Source organism: uncultured Campylobacter sp. (genome assembly GCF_938045405.1).
Lineage (GTDB): Bacteria > Campylobacterota > Campylobacteria > Campylobacterales > Campylobacteraceae > Campylobacter_B.
Genome location: NZ_CALIMW010000272.1, coordinates 1 through 1,962, shown reverse-complemented (window position 1 = coordinate 1,962; position 1,962 = coordinate 1). Strand labels below are relative to the sequence as shown.

1 protein-coding gene and 1 pseudogene are annotated in these 1,962 nt (G+C 46.1%); both read left to right on the top strand.

What is annotated here, in order from left to right; translation table 11 throughout:
- Window positions 1-5: 5 nt before the first annotated feature.
- Window positions 6-1,510: pseudogene (locus Q0140_RS11335) on the top strand (SulP family inorganic anion transporter).
- Window positions 1,511-1,732: 222 nt separating this feature from the next.
- A partial coding sequence (locus tag Q0140_RS11330) for a hypothetical protein (protein WP_297964661.1) occupies window positions 1,733-1,962 on the top strand: 230 nt, incomplete at its 3' end.

The following is a 1,962-nucleotide window of genomic DNA, read 5'->3' as shown; positions in this document are numbered from 1 at the left end:
AATTTTTGGAGAGTATTTTGAATATAAAAGGCGACATTACGGGCGGACTGACTGCAGGCATTATCGCGTTACCGTTGGCGTTAGCGTTTGGTATCGCAAGCGGGCTAGGAGCTAGTGCAGGTATCTGGGGGGCGATCGTGTTAGGGTTTTTTGCGGCGGCTTTCGGCGGCACAAAAATGCAAATCTCAGGACCTACGGGACCTATGACGGTCGTAAGCGCCGCCGTGGTCGTGAAATTTACGAGCAATACGGGCGCACTTGAGATCGGCTCGGTGATGGCGGTATTTGCCGCGGTGGGGCTCTTTCAGATCGCTTTTGGAATTTTGCGCTTAGGCAATTTATCAAATATATCCCGTATTCGGTCGTTTCAGGCTTTATGAACGGCGTGGGCGTCATCATAATTTTGCTTCAGATAAATCCGATGTTAGGGCAAAAGGGCTTAGGCAAAATTACGGACGCGATCGTCGCTATCCCTCAGAGCATCGCGCATCTAAATCCCGCAGCACTCGGTCTTAGCGTAGCGACGCTGGCGATCTTATATCTTACTCCCAAAAAGCTCTCAAGGCTTGTGCCTACGTCGCTTTTGGCGCTAGTAGTCCTAACTCCGATTTGCTATGCAATGAGCCTTGACGCACCTACAATAGGCGCGATTCCTACGGGCTTTGCTAGCTTTACGGTGCCGGTACCGAATTTAACTCACATTGGTTCCATCGTAGGATATGGGTTAATTTTAGCGATTTTAGGCACGATAGATTCGCTGCTAACTTCGCTTGTGGCGGATTCTATCACCAAAACCAAACACTCCTCAAATCAAGAGCTCATCGGTCAAGGTATCGGTAATGCACTCGTGGGCTTTGTCGGCGGTATTTCGGGAGCAGGCGCTACGATGAGAACGGTCGCAAATATAAAAGCGGGCGGGCTTGGTAGACTATCTGGGATCACGCACTCAGTATTTTTGCTACTGGCGGTATTGGTGTTTGCACGAGCAGTCGCATATGTGCCGCTAGCGGTGCTGGCGGGGATTTTGATAAAGGTAGGCGTCGATATCCTAGATTATCGCATGCTGCGCAGGCTTAACGCACGTACCGAAAAAAGACGCATTCGTGATGATCGCCGTATTTTTGCTAACGGTGTTTGTGGATCTCATCTTTGCCGTGGGCGTGGGCGTAGTGCTTGCATGGATAACGTATTATGCCGATTCGCGCAAAGGCAAAAAGAAATTTGCTATCAAACTCTATATCTCGACGATGCGAAATTTGTCGAGATTATCGGACCGATATTTTTTACTGATAGCGCGCGTATTGTAGATGATCTACGTCTCCGGGTATGCCGGAAAAAGCTCACAATCGATTTCGGTCAGGCGACTTTTATAGACATTTCATTCGCTTACGCGCTCGAGGATTTTTTTGCAATATGTTTAAAAAAATGCTACAAATGTGGATATAATCATCGACGAGTGGCATTTTTGGGTAAGGCGCTAAATGAGCTAAAAAATATCTACTGCCGATAATATCGGAGTGCGAAGCGACATTTTGGAAGATGAAAAAAAGTAGGGTGCAGTGAAATTTCTGGCGCTGATAAGCCAATAGATTGAATGCTAGAATAAGTATTAAGTTAAGCAAGACTAATACACTTAAAGCTTATGTCCAAATTTTAAGTATAATTCAAGTAAAATTCTGCCAACAAAGTAGAATTTTTTACCAGGAAAATTATTTTAATAGGAGAGCATGCAGTGGTTTATGGCTACCCAGCCATTTCTTTGCCTCTTTTAGAGGTAGAGGTGACTTGTCGGGTAGTTCCTGCAGCGACACCATGGCGTCTTTTTGAAGAGGACACCTTGTCTATGGCAGTTTATGCTTCTCTCGAGTATCTGAATATCAAAGAAGCTTGCATCCGTTGTCAAATTGACTCGGCTATTCCGGAAAAGCGAGGGATGGGATCTTCAGCAGCTATCAGTATCGC